Annotated in this window: 14 protein-coding genes and 3 tRNA genes; 16 read left to right on the forward strand and 1 reads right to left on the reverse strand. The window is 65.9% G+C overall.

Annotated elements, in window-relative coordinates:
* Window positions 1-178: 178 nt before the first annotated feature.
* The 4 genes from F8D48_RS08260 to F8D48_RS08275 all read left to right on the forward strand — a co-directional run bounded on the left by F8D48_RS08260 (window position 179) and on the right by F8D48_RS08275 (window position 4,406).
* Window positions 179-255 (forward strand) — tRNA-His (locus F8D48_RS08260).
* 77 nt (window positions 256-332) lie between these two features.
* Window positions 333-408: transfer RNA gene (locus F8D48_RS08265), tRNA-Lys, on the forward strand.
* A gap of 53 nt (window positions 409-461) precedes the next feature.
* Entirely contained in the window at window positions 462-2,237 is a 1,776-nt protein-coding gene (locus tag F8D48_RS08270) for an NYN domain-containing protein (protein WP_151431141.1), read from the forward strand.
* 126 nt (window positions 2,238-2,363) lie between these two features.
* A complete protein-coding gene (locus F8D48_RS08275) occupies window positions 2,364-4,406 on the forward strand; it encodes a Na+/H+ antiporter (protein WP_151431144.1) in 2,043 nt (680 codons plus the stop codon).
* A 136-nt stretch (window positions 4,407-4,542) separates the two neighbouring features.
* Here F8D48_RS08275 and trpS read toward each other — a convergent pair whose 3' ends face one another.
* Window positions 4,543-5,601, reverse strand: a complete 1,059-nt coding sequence (gene trpS / locus F8D48_RS08280) for a tryptophan--tRNA ligase (RefSeq protein ID WP_240806288.1) — start codon at window positions 5,599-5,601, stop codon at window positions 4,543-4,545.
* Window positions 5,602-5,735: 134 nt separating this feature from the next.
* Here trpS and F8D48_RS08285 point away from each other — a divergent pair.
* The 12 genes from F8D48_RS08285 to F8D48_RS08340 all read left to right on the forward strand — a co-directional run bounded on the left by F8D48_RS08285 (window position 5,736) and on the right by F8D48_RS08340 (window position 18,624).
* A tRNA-Val gene (locus F8D48_RS08285) sits at window positions 5,736-5,810 on the forward strand.
* A gap of 67 nt (window positions 5,811-5,877) precedes the next feature.
* Window positions 5,878-7,071: a Fic family protein gene (locus F8D48_RS08290; RefSeq protein ID WP_151431146.1), complete on the forward strand. Its 1,194-nt coding sequence runs from the start codon at window positions 5,878-5,880 to the stop codon at window positions 7,069-7,071.
* Complete coding sequence (locus F8D48_RS08295) at window positions 7,055-9,229, forward strand: ABC-F family ATP-binding cassette domain-containing protein (RefSeq protein ID WP_151431147.1); 2,175 nt, start codon at window positions 7,055-7,057, stop codon at window positions 9,227-9,229. Before F8D48_RS08290 ends, F8D48_RS08295 begins: the two co-directional genes overlap by 17 nt.
* Window positions 9,230-9,388: 159 nt before the next feature.
* A complete protein-coding gene (locus F8D48_RS08300) occupies window positions 9,389-9,850 on the forward strand; it encodes a tRNA (cytidine(34)-2'-O)-methyltransferase (RefSeq protein WP_151431150.1) in 462 nt (153 codons plus the stop codon).
* A 112-nt stretch (window positions 9,851-9,962) separates the two neighbouring features.
* Complete coding sequence (locus F8D48_RS08305) at window positions 9,963-11,783, forward strand: cation:proton antiporter (protein ID WP_170272780.1); 1,821 nt, start codon at window positions 9,963-9,965, stop codon at window positions 11,781-11,783.
* A gap of 121 nt (window positions 11,784-11,904) precedes the next feature.
* Window positions 11,905-12,585: a site-2 protease family protein gene (locus F8D48_RS08310; protein WP_151431154.1), complete on the forward strand. Its 681-nt coding sequence runs from the start codon at window positions 11,905-11,907 to the stop codon at window positions 12,583-12,585.
* A 16-nt stretch (window positions 12,586-12,601) separates the two neighbouring features.
* Window positions 12,602-13,393 (forward strand): segregation and condensation protein A, encoded by a 792-nt coding sequence (locus tag F8D48_RS08315; protein WP_135970454.1) that lies wholly within the window; start codon window positions 12,602-12,604, stop codon window positions 13,391-13,393.
* Between the two features lie 101 nt (window positions 13,394-13,494).
* The gene (gene scpB / locus F8D48_RS08320) at window positions 13,495-14,568 is read left to right on the forward strand and encodes an SMC-Scp complex subunit ScpB (protein ID WP_151431156.1); all 1,074 of its coding nucleotides are present in this window, start codon (window positions 13,495-13,497) and stop codon (window positions 14,566-14,568) included.
* Window positions 14,569-14,865: 297 nt separating this feature from the next.
* A complete protein-coding gene (locus F8D48_RS08325) occupies window positions 14,866-15,693 on the forward strand; it encodes a pseudouridine synthase (RefSeq protein WP_135970456.1) in 828 nt (275 codons plus the stop codon).
* A gap of 300 nt (window positions 15,694-15,993) precedes the next feature.
* A complete protein-coding gene (panB, locus tag F8D48_RS08330; protein ID WP_135970457.1) occupies window positions 15,994-16,818 on the forward strand; it encodes a 3-methyl-2-oxobutanoate hydroxymethyltransferase in 825 nt (274 codons plus the stop codon).
* A gap of 9 nt (window positions 16,819-16,827) precedes the next feature.
* A complete protein-coding gene (panC, locus tag F8D48_RS08335) occupies window positions 16,828-17,679 on the forward strand; it encodes a pantoate--beta-alanine ligase (protein ID WP_151431158.1) in 852 nt (283 codons plus the stop codon).
* Window positions 17,680-17,682: 3 nt separating this feature from the next.
* On the forward strand, window positions 17,683-18,624 hold the full coding sequence (locus F8D48_RS08340; protein ID WP_135970459.1) for a ketopantoate reductase family protein: 942 nt from the start codon (window positions 17,683-17,685) through the stop codon (window positions 18,622-18,624).
* The last annotated feature ends 147 nt before the right edge of the window (window positions 18,625-18,771 follow it).

An 18,771-nucleotide genomic window follows, 5' to 3' on the forward strand; every position in this document is an offset into this window, starting at 1 on the left:
CCCCCGAAGCCGTCAAGGACGGCAGCCGTCCGGCCCCCGGCTCTGTGGCCTTCGTGCCCTCCGTGGCCGGCCTCATCCTCGGTGGGGAAGTGGTGCGAGATCTGGCGGGAGCGGTCGAGAAAAATTAGGTCTTGCGCAAACAGATGGATACGCCTATAATTCAGCCTTGCGCGAAATGGTGGGTGTGGCCTAGTTGGCTAAGGCGCCAGATTGTGGCTCTGGAGATCGTGGGTTCGAGTCCCATCATCCACCCCAGCGCGCTTGAAAATTGGGTCTTGCGTAAAGCTTCGCGATGATCTAAAATGTTCAAGCGCTTTGCGCAGGCACGATGTGCTCCGTTAGCTTAGTTGGTAGAGCAGGGGACTCTTAATCCCAAGGTCGAAGGTTCGAGTCCTTCACGGAGCACCATTTTGAAACATCGAACTCCCGCTCGGGAGTTCTTTTCATGTAAGGCTCCCATTATGGAAACCAAACCACTCAGCGAGACTTCCGACAAGCGCTTCGCGCTGCTCATCGATGCCGACAACGTGTCGGCCCGCTACATCAAGCCCATCCTGAACGAGCTGTCGAAGTACGGCACCGTCACCATCAAGCGCATCTACGGCGACTGGACGCTCACCCTCCACTCCAAGTGGAAGGACGCCCTGCTGGAGAACTCCATCACCCCCATCCAGCAGTTCGGCTACACCCAGGGCAAGAACGCCACCGACTCGGCCATGATCATCGACGCCATGGACCTCTTGTACACCGACAACGTGGACGGCTTCTGCCTCGTGTCGAGCGACTCCGACTTCACGCGCCTGGCCAGCCGCCTGCGCGAGAGCGGGCGCACCGTCATCGGCATGGGGGAGAAGAAGACCCCGGTGCCCTTCCGCCGTGCCTGCGATGTGTTCACCACCTTGGAGCTGCTCATACAGAACAAGCGCGAGCGCTCCGGCGGCTCGGGCGGGGGCAACGGCAGCGCCGTGCCCAAGGATGCCGTGGAGCAGGCCGTGGTGGATATCATCACCGACAACCAAAACAACGGGAAGGCCACGGGCCTCGGTGAGATCGGCAGCCGCCTGCAGAAGCGCTACCCCGACTTCGATGTGCGCAGCTACGGCACCAACCTGCTCTCGAAGCTGTTGGAGGAGTTCACGCGCGTGAACATCACCAAGGACCACAGCTCGGTCACCGTGGAGCTGGCCGAGGGCGGCGACGAGAAGCCCGCCCGCCCGTCCAGGGACAAGGGCGCCGCTCGGGAGAAGGGCGCTGCGAGCGAGGAGAGGTCCTCCTCGCGCAGAAGGGTGACTGCCGAGGGGTCGGAGGCCGGCGGCGAGGGGAAGGCTGAGGGGGCGGAGTCGGCAGACAAGGCCGACAAGGCAGATAAGGACGACAAGCCGGCCCGCGGCCGTAATCACCGCGGCACGCGCCGGGTGGCCGTCAAGGCTGGCGCCGCGGCCGAGGGCAGCGTCCCCGCCGCGGAGCCCGCGACGGAAGAGCCGGCCCCGGCCTCGGTCGACGATGTCGTCGAGGTTGTCCTCGAGGGCATTGAGGGCCCGCAGGCCACTCCGGCCGAGGCCGCCGAGCCTCAGCCGAAGCGCCGCTCTCGCCGCACGGCAGCCGCCCGCCCGGCCGAGGGCGCCGCCGGGGCTGCTCCCGAGGAGGCCGCGAAGGTCGCCGCGCCGGCCGAGGAGGTCCCGGCGGCCACTGGGGAAGAGGCCGCGCCGGAGCCCCTGCGCGACACGAAGCCGGGCCGCCGGGCCCGCGCCGAGCGCAAGGCCCACGCCGACGCCGCCCGTACCCCGGTGCCCGCAGAGGTTGCGGCGGGGGATGCCGAGCCGGCCACGGCTCCTGCGCAAGCTGCCCCCGCGAAGCCGCGCCGTCCCCGGAAGACGGCCGCCGCGGCTCCCGCGCCCACGAAGGCCTCGGCGGCCGCGGAGATCCCCGAGGCCGAGGCTTCTTCGGAGGCGCATGAGGCCGCCCGGCCGAAGAAGCGCGCGCGGAAATCGCCGGCGAAGAAGGAGGCGCCCCAGCCGGCGGCCGATACGCCGGAGAACTATATCCGCCAGATGGTGGCCGAGGCTGGGGAGGGGGGCATCATGCTCTCCACTATCACCGACCGTTTGCGGGCCCGCTTCAAGGACTTCAAGGTGCGCGACCTCGGGTATGCCCAGATGCGCCAGTACATGGCCGCCGTCGGGGATTACGACCTCGAGCAGAGCGGTCGCAACCTCCGCATCCGTCTCGCGAAGTAGGCGGCGCGGAGAGTCTCGGGTCTTGTTAATTTGCCGAGTGCGGGCGCCCTTTCGCTGGAAAGGGCGCCCGACCATGTTTTACAATAGCGTACTCCCGTCAACCTGCGTTCCAAAGGAGATGCATCTGTGGAAGCCCTGACCCTCGGCCTGCTCTTGCTTGCCGCCGTGCTGGCATCCTCTCTCATCGATCAGATCATCCCCCGCATATCGCTGCCTCTCATCCAGATCGCCATCGGGCTCGTTATCGCGCTTGTGGCCGGCGGCGATGTGAAGGTTACCCTCGATCCCGAGCTCTTCTTGGTCATGTTCATCGCGCCTCTGCTCTACGACGAGGCGAAGCACGCCGACAAGCAGGCCCTCTGGCGCGAGCGTCAGCCGGTGCTGTCCTTGGCCATCGGGCTCGTGGTGGCCACCACCCTCGTCATCGGCTTTTTGCTCCACGCCTTTGTGCCCTCCATCCCCCTGGCGGCGGCCTTCGCCCTGGGCGCGGCCCTCGGCCCCACCGATGCCGTGGCCGTGTCGTCCCTGTCCAAGTCGGTGGACATTCCCAAGCGCCAGGCTTCCATGCTCAAGGGAGAGCTGCTGCTCAACGATGCCTCGGGCATTGTGTCCTTCCAGTTCGCCATCGCCGCCGTGCTCACCGGCTCGTTTTCCCTCGTGAACGCCAGCGTGGACTTTCTCGTGGAATTCGTCGGCGGCCTGCTGCTCGGCGTGGTCCTCGGTCTTATCGGCAACGGGGTGGTGCGCCGCGCCCGCTCCATCGGCGTGGAGAACACAAACTTCCACGTCCTGTTCGAGGTGCTCATTCCCTTCCTCATCTACCTGGTGGCCAATGTCTGCCACGTGTCCGGCGTCATTGCCGTGGTGGTGGCGGGCCTCATCAACGTCACGTCGCCGAAGGGGGTCATCGGGCCGTCGGTCTCGCGCATGAACATCGTCTCCGGCAGCGTGTGGCACGTGCTCACCTACGCCCTGAACGGCATCGTGTTCGTGCTGCTGGGCACCCAGCTGCCCCTGGCTATGCAGGAGACGTGGGAGAACGTGCGCATCACGAACTCCACCCTGGTGCTGCTCGTGCTCGGACTCACCTTCGTCCTTCTGGCAACCCGTTTTCTCTGGGTGCTCGTCATGGATCTCGTCCACGTGCGCCGCGTCCAGCATCGTCGCTTCACGGGCCGCGACGTGCGCAGCGCCCTCATCACGACCTTCTCGGGCGCCAAGGGCACCATCACGCTGTCCATCATGTTCTCCCTGCCCACCTACGCGGTTATCGGGCCGCCCAACGTGCCCTTTCCCCAGCGCGAGCTGCTCATCTTCCTCGCCTGCGGCGTGATCGTGTGCACGCTGCTGCTGGCCACGTTCGTCGTGCCGCTCTTGGCCCCGGCTCGCGACGAGGGGGAAGATGAGCAGCGCCGGGCCGACCAGGATGCCGCCACCACCATGGATATTATGCGCCAGGTCATCGAGATGCTCACGGCTCAGCAGAACGCGGAGAACAGCGCCGAGACCCAGGCCGTCATTCGCTCTTACAACGACCGCCTGTCCCGCATCAAGGCCAACAACGGCATCGAGGACGAGCCCAACGTGGCCCTGCGCTTGAAGGCCCTCGGCTGGGAGTACGATCGGGCCATGGAGCTCATGGAACGCGGTGTGGTTTCCGGTGTAGTGGCCTATCGCTATATGGGGCGCCTCGAGCAGGTGATGGATCTTCTGGAGCATGGTCGCGGCCGTGGGCGGCTGCGGCGCTGGAACGGCCGCTTCCGGGCCCTGTGGCACCGGGGCCTGCGGGCGGTGCTCCGGGAGCTGCCGGGCAACACCGCCCTGGCCGAGCGCACCGAGGACATGCGCTGGCTGCAGACGGCCACGCGCACCTACGCCATTGAGCATTTGGAAGAGGCCGTGGCCTCCAGCCAGGTGCCCACCGAGGACGCGGCCACGCTGCTCGTGGAGTACCAGCGCTCGGTGGCGGCCCTCCACAGCGCCCGGCCATCGGTGACCTCCGTCATCAAGGTGGACGATCTGGCCGACGGCATCAAGCGCCGCGCCTACGCCTTCGAACTGGAGCAGATCCAAGACGCCTACGAGGATGACCGTCTCTCCCGCGCCCATGCCCAGCGCATGCGCGAGAGCGTGCAACTCATGCAGATGGATTTGGAGGACACGGTCTAAGGCGTTCGGGCGCGGAGCCCCGCGGTCGACCCGGGACCCCGTTTCCGGCTGCCGCTCTTCGCCCCGCCCCTCCTCCGCATGCAAAAAGGCCCGCGAGACGTCTCGCGGGCCTCGTCGTTCAGGGGGGGGGTGGCCGCTAGTACACCATGCCCATGGCCTCGCGCACCTCATCGAGGGTGGCGTTGGCCATCTCGTTGGCGCGGCGGTTGCCCTCGTGCAGGATCTCGCGCACCAGCTCCGGCTTGCCCTCCAGCTCGCGGCGGCGCTCGCGGATGGGGGCCAGGTATCCGTTCACCGCCTCGGTCACGTAGCGCTTCAGCGCCCCTGCGCCGTCGCCCGCGATCTCAGCGGCGATATCCTCCTCGGTGCGCCCGGTGGTGAGCGCGGCAGTGGTGAGCAGGGCCGACACGCCGGGGCGGTTCTCCTTGTCGAAGGTGATCATGCGCTCGGAGTCGGTCTGGCTCTTCTTGATGAGCTTGGCCGTCTCCTCCTCGGTGGCCGACAGGGCGATGGCATTGCCGTAGCTCTTCGACATCTTGCGGCCGTCGAGGCCGGGAATCTCCACGGCGTCGGTCAGAAGACCGTGGGGCTCGGGGAAGATGCGGCCGTAGCGCTCGTTGAAGCGGCGGGCGATGAGGCGCGTCTGCTCGATGTGGGGCAGCTGGTCTTTGCCCACGGGCACGATGTTGCCCTTGCAGAACAGGATGTCGCAGGCCTGGTGCACCGGGTAGCTGAGCAGAAGCCCCGTGAGCGCGTGGCCCGAGGCCTCCTGCTCGGCCTTCACCGTGGGGTTGCGCATCAGCTCGGCCTCGGTCACCAGCGACAGGAAGGGGAGCATGAGCTGGTTGAGGGCCGGCACGGCTGAATGGGTGAAGATGACGGTCTTCTCCGGATCGACCCCGCAGGCCAAATAGTCGATGACCATGTTGTGCACGTTGTCGGCGATGTTGGCCGTGGTATCGCGGTCGGTGATGACCTGGTAGTCGGCGATGATGATGTTCGTGCGAATGCCCATGTTCTGGTGGGCCACGCGTTCCTTGATGGTGCCGAAGTAGTGGCCCATGTGCAAGCGGCCCGTGGGGCGGTCGCCCGACAGCATGGTGTACTTCTCGGGATGCAGGGGCAGATCGGCGTTGATCTCGTCGCTGATCTTCTTAGAAGCGAGGAAGGTCTCGCTGGTCATATCGCTCGCCATCGGTGCTTTCTTCTCCTTTGCGATGGAATTGTGAATATGTTGAGACAGTATACAAGATTACCCCTTGCGCATTGGCTGAAACCTGTGTATTATATTTAGCCGTCGCAAGTCACTCAGTGAGTTGCACATGATCCGGTCGCTTGGCTCAGCGGGAGAGCATCGCCTTCACACGGCGGGGGTCACAGGTTCAAATCCTGTAGCGACCACCATAACTCACAGGCCCCTCTGCGGAGGGGCCTTTTTCATGTCCGCGCGTCGAAGGAAGGGGCTGCCGCTATGACCGACCTGAAGCCCTGGGCCTTCGAGCTGGAGGCCTACATCCGCGAAGGCGAGCCCGACCGTGCTCGCAAAGCCGAGGTATGGCAGACCGCCATCGGTCTGCAGGCAGTGGATGGGCTCGAGGTGTCCGAGTATCTTATCGATACGGCCAAAGAGCACATCGAGGGCAAGATCGACTCCCTCGATGCTCGTCGGCGCATCGACGGCTATTACGAGCAACGGCGCTCGCGCGGAATTGCTGAGGAGGACATCGAGGAGGCCGATAAGGTTTCCCAGCGTATTGCCGAGATACTTGGCGAGGATACCTTCCAGTTTTCCCCGGCGGCTCTCATGGCGATTCATAAGAGGCTCTTTACGGGTATTATCAAAGGCGCTGGCGAGGTGCGGCCCTACAACATCACGAAGAAGGAATGGGTTTTGGCTGGTGAAACCGTGCTCTACGCTCCATGCGAATTGGTGTGGGAGAGCCTGAAGTACGATTTCGAGCAGGAGGCTTCGTTCTCTTACGCCGATGTGTCCCTTGCTGAAGCGGTGGCCCATATTGCCAAATTCGCGTCTGGCATCTGGCAGATTCATCCCTTTCGCGAGGGCAACACGAGAACGACGGCGGTGTTCGTTATCAAGTACCTGAGCTCCAAAGGGCTTGTCGTAACCAACGACGAATTCAAGGAGCATTCCTGGTATTTCCGCAACGCGCTGGTGAGGGCGAACTATACTGACTTTCAGAAAGGCGTTCATGCGACGTTCCGGTATCTGGACCGGTTCTTCGAGAATCTCCTTTTAGGGGCGAAACACGAGTTGAAGAATCGCTATCTCCATGTTGATTACCGGCAGATGGCGAATGGAGAGGAGTCTCAAAGTGCATCGGCGGCGGTCCCAAAGTGCAATACTTGGGGGGCTGGTTGCACTTTAGATTGCACTTTGGACGAGCTGGCTGTATTGAGGCTGCTTGCGGCCGACGGCTCGCTCACGCAGAAAGCTTTGGCGTCCCAACTCGGCATTTCGGAGCGCACCGTGAAGACGCGCACCGTCCGGCTTCAAGAGAAGGGCCTGCTGAGGCGCGACGGCGGTAAGCGCAGCGGTCGTTGGATAGTGTCGGACGAGGTAGAGGCGGCCCTGCAAATCAAAGAAAAGGTATCGGTATCCAACGATATTTCCAAGGAAGATTCCCATCATGATTCTGCAAACTGAACATCTTTCCAAGGCCTACGGCGGCCGCGTGCTGTTCCACGACGTCACCTTCCGGTTGGAGGAGTTCGACCGGCTGGCGCTTGTGGGGCCCAACGGCGCGGGCAAGACGACGCTTCTGAACATCATCTCCGGTGAGGACGACCCGGATGAGGGCCGCGTGCTGTTCGCCAAGGGGGCCCGGGTGGGCTACCTGGAGCAGGAGGCCATCGAGATGGGGGACTTGCCCGTCTTCGAGGAGGTCATCTCGTCCCAGACCGAGGTGCTCGAGGCCGAGCGTCGCCTGCACAAGCTGGAGGCCGAGCTGGGACCTGCGCCCACCGAGGCGCAGCTGGCGGCGGTGGGGCGGGCGCGGGACGCCTACGAGATGCTTGGCGGCTACTCCCTGGAATCGAAGGTGCGCAGCGTGCTGTTCGGCCTCGGGTTCACCGAGGGGGACATGGCGCGCTCCACCACGGAATTCTCCGGCGGCTGGCAGATGCGCATCGCGCTCGCGAAGCTGCTCATCCGCAACCCGGAGGTGCTGCTGCTCGACGAGCCCACCAACCATCTGGACTTGGAGTCGGTGAAGTGGCTCGAGGGCTTTCTGCGCGGTTATGCGGGCACTGTCATCGTGGTGTCCCACGACCGCGCCTTCATGGACAATATGGTGGACCGCGTGGCCGAGATCGACAACGGCCAGGTGAACCTGTACAAGGGCAACTACTCGAAGTGCCTCGTCATGCGCGAGGAGCGCCTGGAGCGCCTGCGGGCCGAGCGCGCCAAGTCGTTGGAGGAGATCGCGCACCTCCAGGCCTTCGTCGATCGCTTCCGCTACAAGGCCACCAAGGCCAAGCAGGCCCAGGAGCGAGAACGCCGCATCGAGAAGATCAAGGAAACCCTGCCGATCATTCCCGAGGAGAAGAAGACCGTGCACTTCAACTTCGTGCAGCCGCCGCGCACCGGCGACGAGGTGGTGCGGGCCCGGAACCTCGTGAAGCGCTACGGCGATCATACGGTCTACGACGGGGTGGACTTCACGATGTACCGCGGCGACAAGGTGGCGCTCGTGGGGCCCAACGGCGCGGGCAAGTCCACGCTTTTGAAGATGATCGCGGGGGTGGAGAAGCCCGACGGGGGCACCATCGATTACGGCGTGAATGTGGATCTGACTTACTACGCCCAGCACCAGCTGGAAGAGCTGCACGCGGGCAACACCGTCTTCGAGGAACTGGACCACGCCGCTCCCGGCTGGTCCATCTCCCAGGTGCGCAGCCTGCTGGGCGCCTTCCTGTTCACGGGGGATGCCGTGGAGAAGAAGGTGGGCGTGCTCTCGGGCGGCGAGAAGGGCCGACTCGCCCTGGCGAAGATGCTCGTGGCGCCGAAGCCCCTGCTCTGCCTGGACGAGCCCACCAACCACTTGGACATCTCCTCGGCCGACATCCTGGAGCAGGCCCTGCGCCACTTTGAGGGCACCATCCTGTTCATCACCCACGACCGGCACCTCATCCGCGGGGTGGCCAACCGCATCGTGGAGGTGAAGGACGGCCGCATCACCAACTACGACGGCGACTACGACTACTACCTGTACAAGTCGGGGCAGCTGGAAGGCGACGCGAGCGCCGACCGCACGCTGGTGGACGAGGCCCTCTCCGACGGGGGCATCCACGGGAAGGGGAGCGCCGCCGCCCCCGAGAAGCGCGCGCCCGGCGGCGCTGCGCCCACGAAGATCACCGTGAACCGGCGCCGCGACCGCGACGGGGGCAATGGGGCTGCTCCTAGTGCCGCGTCGGCCCGCAGCGGGGCTGCGTCGGCTGCGGCGGCGGCCGGTACGGCGGGCGGGAGCGAGGTGCAGCTCACGGCCCCGAAGGGCAGCGCCCCCAAGACCAAGGAGCAGAAGCGCCGCGAGGCCGAGGCCCGCAACCGCGCCTACGCCGCCCTGAAGAACCACCGCAAGCGCATCGCCCAGCTCGACGAGCAAATGGAGCGCGACAACGCCCGCATGGAGGAGCTGCTGGCGATGATGGCCGACCCGGACTTCTACGTGAATGAGGACGCCTCATCCGACGCCATCGCCGAGCACGCCAAGCTTAAGGCACGCTTGGCCGCCGCCGAGGAGGAGTGGTTCGCGCTCACCGAGGAGCTGGAAGCGGAAATGGCGCGTCAGCAGGAGCAAGCGTAATTTGCAGCTCCTCGAGGTCGGGCTACGGGGTAATGCTCAGTCGCTCAGACAGTCCTCGCTCGGCGAAACAGTCCACTGGACTGTTTCGTTCGCTGCGGAACTCGCTTGGTGAGCACCACCCCGTATCCCTCTATACGTTGACTAGGTTGAGGTAGAGAGATGCTGAACATCGTATTGGTTGAGCCGGAGATTCCCCAGAATGCGGGGAATATCGCTCGTACGTGCGCGTGCACGGGGAGCCGGCTGCACCTCATCGAGCCCATGGGGTTCCGCCCTACCGAGAAGAACCTGAAGCGGGCCGGGTGCAACTACTGGAACGACGTGGACATCGTGCGATGGCCCTATCTCGGGGCGTTTCTGGAGGCCCACGGGGAAGACGAGCTGCACCTGTTCACCGGCGCCGCGCCGCGCACCTATGCGGAAGTGGCCTATGGACCTGATGCGTTTCTGCTGTTCGGACGCGAGAGCCGCGGGCTGGATGCCGACCTCATCGAGCGCTTCGCCGATGAGTGCGTGCGCATTCCCATGGGCGCCGGGCTCGACTCGCTCAACGTTTCGAACGCGGTGGCCATCGCCGCCTACGAGGCCCTGCGCCAGCAGGATTTCCTCGGCCTTTCCTGAGATGCCCCGCTCCCGAGCGACAAGGTGCGCTCGCAGAAGCGCCCCGCCGGCTTCCGAGCTTATTCGCTAAGGTATTCCGAAACTTTTCCGTCGCATAAGGAGCTGGTACGCGTTGCAGACCTTCGAGCTGATTTTGTTTCTGCTGGCGGCGGTCATCGCCTCCAGCGTCCTGGACAAGTTCCTGCCGCGGGTGTCGCTGCCGCTCGTGCAGGTGGCCCTGGGCGCCGTCATCGCGGCGGCTGTGGCCACGCCGCTGGAATGGGGGATCGATCCGGAGCTTCTGCTCATCCTGTTCATCGCGCCGCTGCACTTCAACGAGACGCGCCATGTGGATTCCGGGGCGTTGTGGAAGAACCGCTGGGGCATTGCCTCGCTGTCGGTGGGGCTCGTCTTCGCCATCGTCATCGCCTGCGGGGCGACGCTGCATGCTCTGGTGCCGGCGATTCCGCTTGCGGCAGCCTGCGCGCTGGGCGCGGCCATGGGCTCCACCGATGCCGTGGCGGTGACGGCGCTCACCCACGACCGCCGCTTCGGGAGTCGCCACGAGGCGTTGCTCAAGGGCGAGGCCCTGTTCAACGATGTGACCGGCACGGTGATCTTCCAGTGCTGCGTGACGCTTCTGGCCACCGGCGCGTTCTCGCTTGTGCACGCGGGCGAGGAGTTCGCGCTTGATCTGTTCGGCGGGTTCGCCGGCGGCCTGGTCATGGGCGTGCTCGCCTGGGGGCTTCTGGAGCTCATCCGCCGCACCGGGCTCGATACCCCCACGCTTCACGTGATGCTGGAGCTGCTCCTGCCCTTCGTCATCTATCTGACGGCGAAATCGCTGCATATCGGAGCGGTCATCGCCGTGGTGGCCGCGGGGCTCGTCATGTCGCTTTTGCCGCAGCGCCACACCGTGGCCACCGCGCGCACGAAGCTTCAGGCCGCTGGCGTGTGGCAGACCTTGGAGTTCGTGCTCAACGGCATCATCTTCGTCATCCTCGGCATGCAGCTGCCGCGCCTGCTCGCGCCGGCGGCCGAGGGGAGCCTGGGGAATCCAGCGGCGCTGCTCGGTGTGGTGGCAGTGCTCACGGTAGTGCTGGAGGGCGTGCGCTTTCTGTGGCTGCTCGCCATGGACGCTCTGGCCGCGGCGAGGGCCGGGCGCGCTGCGGCGTCCTGCCTGACGCCGCAAGCCCTGCGCGGCACGCTCGCCGTGGCCTTTGCGGGCGCCAAGGGCGGCATCACCCTCTCGCTCATGCTGACGCTTACGGCCGCTGGCGCGCTTTCCGCTGCCGACCGCTCGATGCTCGTCTCCGTGGCCTCGGGCATGATCGTGCTCACGCTCGTCCTGGCCGACTTCGCCGTACCCGCCCTCGTTCCCTCGAAGCGTTCGGCGGCTCGCTCGCGCGATCGGGTGGATGCCGAGGTCTCCCTGATCTTGGAAGTGATCGCCTCCATTCGGGCCGACGCTCCCTTCACAGGTGCCGTGCGCTCGGGCGAAGAGGCTTCCGCGGGTGCGCCTGCGACCATCGACGAGCCGGCCACGGTCATCGTCATGCACCGCTACGCCGAGATATTGGAGGATCTCGTTCCCGCGGCATCGGCCGCCGCAGCCGCCCGCGCCCGCGCCGAGATCGCCCGGGTGGGGGATTTGTACGACCGCATGGACGCTCTCAGTCGGGCTGCCGCCCAGTGGGATGGCGAGACCGAGGACGACGAGGCAGGGGAGGGCCCGGTTGGAGCGGGACCGTCCGACGCCGATGCCGCCGGCGGCCTTACGGGCTACTTCCAGGCCCTGCGCGCTACCTACGAGGCCGTGGAGGACGTGCAGTCCCAGGCTCTTGCCCGCGAGCTGCAGCTCATCAAGCAGATGCGCGAGGCGGGCGTGATCGACGCGGCCCACGCCAAGGAGCTCCGCAACGACGTGTACATCCAGCAGCTGACGCTCGACTAGCGCTCCGCGAGGTTTCCGGGCTGGCATCGGGCTGCCCAGCTACGCTCGCTCGTCGGCGGTTTCTGTGGGTTCGCCATGGCAGCGGGGCGGCGGCGGGCGGGGTGCGCTACACTGTCGGGCTATGGTTAACATCGCGTACATCATCTGCTCGGTTTTAAGCTTCGTGCCCGCCCTCGTGCTGCACGAGGTGGCCCACGGCTTCGCCGCCTACAAGCTGGGAGACCCCACGGCCAAGGCGTCGGGCCGCCTGTCGCTGAACCCGCTGAAGCACATCGACCCCTTCGGCACGGTCATCCTGCCCGCTATGCTCATGCTCATGGGCTGGCCGGTGTTCGGCTACGCCAAGCCCGTGCCCTACAACCCGCGCTACTTCAAAGATCCGCGCCGCGACGACGTCATAGTGGGCCTTGCCGGGCCGGCGGCCAATCTGGCTATGGCGGCCATCGCGGCGGCGGTGGCCTGGGGCTGCTCGGGGCTTGTGGCCAACCCCGCCTTCGCCAACAGCGAGCTGTTCGCCTACTTCTACGTGATGTTCTTGCCCACGTTCGCGCTTATCAACCTGTACCTCATGTTCTTCAACCTGCTGCCCATCCCGCCGCTGGACGGCTCTTCCATCTTCGCCATCCTCCTGCCGGCGAGATACCTGCCGAAGTACTACCAGATCCAGCAGTATGCCTTCCCGATCTTCATGATTGCCATGGTGGTAGTGCCCTACGTGTTCCACTTCAACCCGTTCTCGTGGTATCTGGGGGCGACGGCCGGCAACCTGTTCGATCTCATGTTCCCGCCGTTCTTCTCCTAAAGGCGCGCGACCGATCATGTCCTACAAGGTTCGCATCGACAGTTTCGAGGGCCCCTTCGACCTGCTTTTGTACCTGGTCAGCCGCCAGAAGGTGGATATCGGGGCCATTTCCATCACCGAGATCGCTGACCAGTACCTCGAAGAGGTGTCCCGCATGGACAGCCTCGATCTGGACGTGGCGAGCGACTTTCTCCTGGTGGCCTCCACGCTGCTGGAGATCAAGGCCCAAAGCCTCATCCCCCGCGAGCGCACCGAGCTGGACGAGGAGTTCGCCGAGCTGGCTCCTTCCGAGGCTCGCGACATCCTGGTCGAGCGGCTCATGGAGTACAAGAAGTACAAGAACGCCGCCGCCGTGCTGTACAACCGCTTCATCGCCGAGGGCCGCATGCATACGCGCCCCTTCGGGCCCGACGCGTGCTTCCTGGGCCTCATGCCCGACTTTCTGGCCGGCGTCACCGTGGACGCGCTGGCCTACCAGGCGGCCGCGGCGCTGGCCCGGCGCGAGGTGTTCCTGCTGGAAAGCGAGCATATCGCCGCCAAGCCCATCCCCGTGGAGGTGCACGTGCGGGCCATTCACCAGCGCATCCGCAACCGCAAGAAGATGCGGTTCTCGGAGCTGGTGGGGCCCGAGACGCCCAAGGAAGTGCTGGTCGTCACGTTTCTGGCCATTCTCGAGCTGTACAAGCGGGTGATGGTGAACCTCGTGCAGGACGAGGCCTTCGGCGATATTGCCATCGACTACATCGAAGGCTCCGGCGAGCTGCATTTGGAAGGCGACGACGCACTGACTTCGGTGGGCGAGGCCTGAGGGGCGCATCCGCCCGCGGCGCGAGCTGCCCGGAGGCGGCGGAGCGCGCCGCTGTCTGGCGGGCCGCGCTGACGCTGAGAAGAGCAACGAAGGGATAGACGATGTTTCAGGGATTGCAGGAGCACCAGCTGACGGGGGCCCTGGAGGCCATGCTGTTCGTGACCGACGAGCCGGTGGGCACCATCGCCCTGGCCGAGATGCTGGAGTGCGCGCCCGGTTCGGTGGAGGCGGCCCTCGTGGCCCTGCGCGAGAAGCTGGAGCGCGATGGCTCTGGCATCCAGCTGCGCGAGGTGGCCGGCGGCTGGCGGCTGTTCACCCATCCAGCCTACCACGAGCTCATCGAGAAGTACGTGCTGTCCTGGGATACCCGCAAGCTGTCGGCGGCGGCCATGGAGACCTTGGCCATCGTGGCCTACACCCAGCCGGTGACCCGCGCCGGGGTGGCCAGCGTGCGCGGCGTGAACTCCGATAGCCCCATCAACTCCCTGGTGGAGAAGGGGCTCGTGCGCGAGGTGGGCACCGCCGACACGCCGGGCAACCCCACCCTGTACGGCACTACCCGTGGCTTTCTGGAGAAGTTCGGCCTGCACAGCCCGGCCGATTTGCCCGATCTGGCTGATTTCGCCCCCGACGAGGAGACGCGCCGGCTCATCACCGAGCGTCTGAGCGCTACCCGCGAGGATGTGGCCGTAAGCGATGAGCAGGCTCGCGGCATGGCCCGGGCCCTCATGGGGGAGGACACGGCCGAGGGCGACGGCGAGGCGCTGCTCTTCGATGAGGAGATGTACGCCGGCCTGGATGCCGCCGCCGCGTCGCTGACCGAGGCGCTGGATGCCGAGTGCGCCGGGACGGCCGAGCGCGCGGGGGCTGGCGAGGAGGGGCCTGAAGACGAGAGCGCGTTCGGGGCGGCTGCGGATGTCGCGGGCGGCGAAGGCCTTGGGACGATGGCCGCGACCATCGGCGAGATCGCTGGCGAATTGCGAGCTGTCAGCGCCGGGGAAGCCACTGACGAATCGCGGGTTGTTCGCGCCGGGGAAGCAGCTGGCGAATCGCGGGCCGCCCGTTCCGGTGAGAAGTCCGCCGAGGCGATGTTCGCCGAAGCCATCGCCTCGACCCTCGGGGTGGTGGATAAGATCGATTTCGATTCCCTCACCTTCGAGACCGACGATGAGTAGGGAGTTTTGCTCCTCTTGCCCGCGAAATTGTGCAGTAAACTCCGCGAAGTAGATAGGGTGCAACGGTGTTGTCTCTGATAAGTAGCAAACGGTTAACCGCCATCTGGGGAAATAATCCTCTTCGGAGCTCTCTTTTGGGCTTCGCGGCGCGAGAAGATCGCGGCGGTGTCTATCTCGCGGAGTTTGTTGCGCAAAAAAGGCCGTTTCAGATGCAGAATGGGGTTTCTTCCCGCAAAAGGCGAATACTCCAGCAGATTTTGAATACGACCGAAAAGCGAGAATCGGGAAGGCGTTGGAATGGCTGAGATGCGCCTGCAGAAGTTTCTGGCACGGGCCGGGGTGGCCTCGCGCCGTCATGCCGAGGCTCTGATCGCCGCGGGGCATGTGACGGTCAACGGTGCGGTGGTAACCGAGATGGGCACCACGGTGGATCCCTCCGCCGATGCGGTGGCCGTGGATGGTGTGCCGGTGGCGCTTCCCGAGGAGGGTGCCACCTTCATGCTGCACAAGCCCGCCGGCTATGTGACCACTATGAGCGATCCCCAGGGTCGGCCCACGGTGGCCGCGCTCATGACCGGTCCGCTGGCCGCGTACCCGGCGCTCTTTCCGGTGGGAAGGCTCGACGCCGACACCACGGGACTGCTCCTGTTCACCACCGACGGCGAGCTGGGCCATGGGCTTCTGCATCCGCGCCGCCATGTGGACAAGACCTATCTGGCGCTTGTGGAGGGCCGTCTGAACGACTACGATTTGCGTCGTCTGCGCGAGGGCCTCATGCTGGACGACGGGCCCACGCTGCCGGCTGGGGCCCGTTCGCTCGTCGGCGACGAGGCGCGGCGGGCCGAGCGGCTCATCGGGTCGGATGCGGCCGCGAGCGGTCGGCGCCAACGCCATGGCGGCAAGCGCGGCCGCGCCGCTCTGGCGGGGAAGGGCTCTTATGTGGAGGTGCGTCTGTGCGAGGGCCGCAAACGCCAGGTGCGCCGTATGCTGGAGGCGGTGGGGCATCCGGTCATCGCGCTGCACCGCGAGGCGTTCGGCCCGCTCGAGTTGGGAGACGTGCCCCGAGGCGAGGCGCGCCAGCTGACCGATGCCGAGGTGGCGGCCTTGAGGGAATTCGCTTCCTAGCAGACGTGCTTTCGCCGGATTGGCCCTCGATGCCTATTCGGCCGGTCGCTTCCTGTTCGGGGCGCCCCGGGCCCGGCTGTTCGCGACCGTCCGTCCGTGCTGCGGCGTTCGCCCACGCGCACCCATGCTGAGGAGGCTTCGCTCCATAGGCGGCATTCATGACGGTATCGGCAAATCTGATCGAAACGCTCGTTATTTCCCCTTGTGCCGCCCTCTGCGGCGGCTATAATACGCGCCAGAGAAGGATACCGCTGCACTTGGGATAGGGCCCAAGGCGGCAGGATCGCAAAGGAGGCGCTCATGAGCGTTACGGTTTCCACATTCCTATCCATGAAGCAAAAGGGCGAGAATATCTCGATGATCACCGCCTACGACTACACCACGGCGCGGCTCGTGGACGAGGCTGGCATCGACTCCATCCTCGTCGGCGACTCCCTCGGCAACGTGATGCTGGGTTTGGGCGACACGGTGTCGGTGACCATGGAGGACATGATCCACCACGGCGCGGCGGTGGCCCGCGGCACGAAGAGGGCGCTCGTCGTCGTGGACATGCCCTTCATGTCCTATCAGGCGAGCGTGTACGATGCGGTGGCGAACGCCGGCCGCCTTATGAAGGAGGCCCGTGCCAACGCCGTGAAGCTGGAGGGCGGCGTGGAGGTGGCCGACCGCATCCGCGCCATCGTGGCCGCCCAAATTCCCGTCTGCGCCCACATCGGGCTCACACCCCAGGGCATCAATGCGCTCGGCGGCTTCAAGGTGCAGGGCAAGACCGCCGATTCCGCCCGCAAGCTGCTCGAAGACGCCCATGCCGTGGAAGAGGCCGGCGCCTTCGCCGTGGTGCTGGAGGCCATTCCCGCCGAGCTGGCCGCGCGCGTGTCGGCCGAGCTGACCATCCCCACCATCGGCATCGGGGCCGGGGCCGGCTGCGACGGCCAGGTGCTTGTGAACCAGGACATGCTCGGCATGTTCCACGATTTCACGCCGAAGTTCGTGCGCCGCTTCGCCGAGGTGGGCGAGGTCATGAGGGGCGCCTACGCCGAGTACGACCGCTGCGTGAAGGACGGCACGTTCCCTGCCCCCGAGCACTGCTACGCCGCTCCGGCCGGCGTGCTCGAGAACCTGTAGGAGGCCACCATGGAGATCATCGAAACCGTTGGGTCCATGAAGGCCCGAATCGCCGCTTGGAAGGCCGCGGGGCTCACCGTGGGGCTCGTTCCCACCATGGGGTCGCTCCACGCCGGCCACGAGAGCCTGATGGATGCGGCCCGCGCTGCCTGCGACCGTGTGGTGGTGTCGGTGTTCGTGAACCCGCTGCAGTTCGGGCCCGACGAGGACTTCGACGCCTATCCCCGCGACATCGATCGCGACGGCGCCATCTGCGATGCCCATGGGGTGGACGCGGTGTTCCATCCCACGGCCGAGGAGATGTATCTGCCGGCCCACAACACCTACGTGGTCATGGAAACGCTGACCGACGCCCTGTGCGGCGCCTCGCGCCCGGGGCACTTCCGGGGCGTGTGCACCGTGGTGACGAAGCTGTTCAACATCGTCCAGCCCGACCGGGCCTTCTTCGGTCAGAAGGACGCCCAGCAGCTGGCCATCATCAAGCGCATGGTGGCCGATCTGAATATGAACGTGGCCGTGGTGGGCTGTCCCATCGTGCGCGAAGAGGATGGTCTGGCCAAAAGCTCGCGCAACGCCTACCTGTCGCCCGAGGAGCGCCAGGCGGCCCTCGTGCTGTCCCGCGCCATCCGCGCCGGCGAGGCGGCCGTGGCCGCCGGCGAGCGCGACGGGGCGGCCCTGCGCGCCCTTATGGCGGCCATTGTGGAAGCCGAACCGCTCGCCCGCATCGACTACATCGAGGTGGTGGACGGCGCCACCATGCAGCCGACCGACCGCATCAGTGCCTCGGCCCTGATCGCCATGGCCGTCTACATCGGCTCCACGCGCCTCATCGACAACTTCCTGTACGAGGAGGGGAAATAGGCCATGGGCGCGGTCAAGCGCGTTGCCATTGTGGGGTTCGGGTCGCTCGGGGCCATGTACGCCGGCTGCTTCGGCCGGGCCATGGGCGCAGGCGGCGTGTTCGTGGTGGCTGATACGGCCCGCACGGCGGCGTATCGCGCCGAGCCCACTATCTTCAACGGCGAGCCCATCGCCGCCACCTACCTCACCTACGACGAGGCCGCCGCCCAGGTCGCCGAGACTCCCTTCGACGTGGTGCTGTACGCGGTGAAGTTCGGTGCCCTGGCCGAGGCCATGGAGCAGTCGGCGCCGCTCGTGGGGGAGGACACCGCCATCATCTCGGTTCTCAACGGGGTGACGAGCGAGGAGGTGCTCGCCGAGCGCTTCGGGTGGGACCGGGTGCTTCTGTGCGTGGCCCAGCAGATGGACTCCCACAAGGTGGGCCCGGTGGTCACCGCCGGCTGCGTGGGGGTGCTCGCCCTGGGCGTGCGCGACGGCGAAAGCCCGGTGCAGCAGGCGAACCTCTCGCGGGTGACCGCCTGGCTCTCCGCCATTGACCAGCCGTTCATCTGCCCTAAGGATATCCGCCACCAGCTGTGGGGCAAGCTCATCTGCAACGTGGGGGTGAACCAGGCCTGCGCGGTGTACGACTGCTGTTTTGACGGCATCCACGCCCCCGGCGAGGCCCGCGAGGCCATGATCGGGGCCATGGGGGAGGTGGCCGTGGTGGGCCGGGCCGAGGGCGTGGCCCTCACCGATGCGGACGTGGCCTATTGGCTCGACATCATCGACCACTTAAACCCTGCGGGCATGCCCTCCCTGCGCCAGGATGTGCTGGCCCGCCGACCCACTGAGGTGGAGCTGTTCAGCGGCACCATCAACCGCCTCGGCGCCGCCCACGGCATTCCCACGCCGGTGAACGAGCGCTTCTACGCCGCCATCAAGGCGCTGGAAGCGAGCTGGTAGAGAAGCGCCCGCATCTTCTCAACGGGGCCGCTCCGCCGAGGGACGGCCCCGTTGCCTTCCCCTCTCACCTGGCCGTCCTTTGAGCCTGCGGCCGTTCAGTGTTACACTGTCGTTGGGAAAACGTCATCAGCCGGACAAGAGGATGCT

This window comes from Adlercreutzia muris, assembly GCF_008831045.1.
Taxonomy (GTDB): Bacteria; Actinomycetota; Coriobacteriia; order Coriobacteriales; family Eggerthellaceae; genus Adlercreutzia; species Adlercreutzia muris.

What these genes read in the sequence shown, in the direction of transcription:
- panC (WP_151431158.1), top strand. Translation starts at nt 16,828, where the DNA reads ATGGAGATCATCGAAACCGTTGGGTCCATGAAGGCCCGAATCGCCGCT.
- panB (WP_135970457.1), top strand. Translation starts at nt 15,994, where the DNA reads ATGAGCGTTACGGTTTCCACATTCCTATCCATGAAGCAAAAGGGCGAG.
- F8D48_RS08310 (WP_151431154.1), top strand. Translation starts at nt 11,905, where the DNA reads ATGGTTAACATCGCGTACATCATCTGCTCGGTTTTAAGCTTCGTGCCC.
- F8D48_RS08325 (WP_135970456.1), top strand. Translation starts at nt 14,866, where the DNA reads ATGGCTGAGATGCGCCTGCAGAAGTTTCTGGCACGGGCCGGGGTGGCC.
- F8D48_RS08295 (WP_151431147.1), top strand. Translation starts at nt 7,055, where the DNA reads ATGATTCTGCAAACTGAACATCTTTCCAAGGCCTACGGCGGCCGCGTG.
- F8D48_RS08290 (WP_151431146.1), top strand. Translation starts at nt 5,878, where the DNA reads ATGACCGACCTGAAGCCCTGGGCCTTCGAGCTGGAGGCCTACATCCGC.
- trpS (WP_240806288.1), bottom strand. Translation starts at nt 5,601, where the DNA reads ATGGCGAGCGATATGACCAGCGAGACCTTCCTCGCTTCTAAGAAGATC.
- scpB (WP_151431156.1), top strand. Translation starts at nt 13,495, where the DNA reads ATGTTTCAGGGATTGCAGGAGCACCAGCTGACGGGGGCCCTGGAGGCC.
- F8D48_RS08340 (WP_135970459.1), top strand. Translation starts at nt 17,683, where the DNA reads ATGGGCGCGGTCAAGCGCGTTGCCATTGTGGGGTTCGGGTCGCTCGGG.
- F8D48_RS08315 (WP_135970454.1), top strand. Translation starts at nt 12,602, where the DNA reads ATGTCCTACAAGGTTCGCATCGACAGTTTCGAGGGCCCCTTCGACCTG.
- F8D48_RS08300 (WP_151431150.1), top strand. Translation starts at nt 9,389, where the DNA reads ATGCTGAACATCGTATTGGTTGAGCCGGAGATTCCCCAGAATGCGGGG.
- F8D48_RS08270 (WP_151431141.1), top strand. Translation starts at nt 462, where the DNA reads ATGGAAACCAAACCACTCAGCGAGACTTCCGACAAGCGCTTCGCGCTG.